The following is a 1,274-nucleotide window of genomic DNA, read 5'->3' as shown; positions in this document are numbered from 1 at the left end:
AACCACATGCTCCACCGCTTGTGCGGGCCCCCGTCAATTCTTTTGAGTTTCAGCCTTGCGGCCGTACTCCCCAGGCGGAGTGCTTAATGCGTTAACTTCAGCACTAAGGGGCGGAAACCCCCTAACACCTAGCACTCAACGTTTACGGCGTGGACTACCAGGGTATCTAATCCTGTTTGCTACCCACGCTTTCGAGCCTCAGCGTCAGTTACAGACCAGAGAGTCGCCTTCGCCACTGGTGTTCCTCCACATATCTACGCATTTCACCGCTACACGTGGAATTCCACTCTCCTCTTCTGTACTCAAGTTCCCCAGTTTCCAATGGCCCTCCACAGTTGAGCTGTGGGCTTTCACATCAGACTTAAGAAACCGCCTGCGCGCGCTTTACGCCCAATAATTCCGGACAACGCTTGCCACCTACGTATTACCGCGGCTGCTGGCACGTAGTTAGCCGTGGCTTTCTGGTTAGGTACCGTCAAGGTACCAGCATTTCCTCTGGCACTTGTTCTTCCCTAACAACAGAACTTTACGATCCGAAGACCTTCATCGTTCACGCGGCGTTGCTCCGTCAGACTTTCGTCCATTGCGGAAGATTCCCTACTGCTGCCTCCCGTAGGAGTCTGGGCCGTGTCTCAGTCCCAGTGTGGCCGATCACCCTCTCAGGTCGGCTACGCATCGTCGCCTTGGTAAGCCGTTACCTTACCAACTAGCTAATGCGCCGCGGGCCCATCCATGAGTGACGGCCGAAACCGCCTTTTACCAGTGAACCATGCAGTTCACTGGGTTATTCGGTATTAGCTCCGGTTTCCCGGAGTTATCCCGATCTCATGGGTAGGTTGCCCACGTGTTACTCACCCGTCCGCCGCTCGATCCACAACAATCACCCCGAAGGGATCATGTTGATTCACGCGCTCGACTTGCATGTATTAGGCACGCCGCCAGCGTTCGTCCTGAGCCAAGATCAAACTCTCCATAAAAGTTGAGTTTGCCTAGCATCAAATAAATGATTACTGGCTTTAAAAAATAATTTAAAGACATTGACGTTACATGTTGTTTCGTTCAGTTTTCAAAGATCAAATGTTTCTTCTGGTGGGCCTGAGTGGACTTGAACCACCGACCTCACGCTTATCAGGCGTGCGCTCTAACCAACTGAGCTACAGGCCCATATTAATAATGGAGCGGGTGATGGGAATCGAACCCACGACATCAGCTTGGAAGGCTGAGGTTTTACCACTAAACTACACCCGCATATAAAGTTTTCCGATGGTCGGGAA

General features: G+C 52.0%; 2 tRNA genes and 1 rRNA gene. All 3 read right to left on the bottom strand.

From position 1 onward, the window contains the following. A 16S ribosomal RNA gene (locus ACGTN6_RS20520) occupies positions 1-977 on the bottom strand; the annotation flags it as partial. Positions 978-1,087: 110 nt separating this feature from the next. Continuing rightward, positions 1,088-1,164, bottom strand: a tRNA-Ile gene (locus ACGTN6_RS20515). A gap of 10 nt (positions 1,165-1,174) precedes the next feature. Then, a tRNA-Gly gene (locus ACGTN6_RS20510) sits at positions 1,175-1,248 on the bottom strand. Between the last annotated feature and the right edge of the window lie 26 nt (positions 1,249-1,274).

Source organism: Halomonas sp. B23F22_20 (assembly GCF_043496985.1).
Classification (GTDB): Bacteria; Pseudomonadota; Gammaproteobacteria; order Pseudomonadales; family Halomonadaceae; genus Halomonas.
The sequence above is the reverse complement of the archived record's forward strand: the minus strand, read 5'-3'. Positions and strand labels throughout refer to the sequence as shown.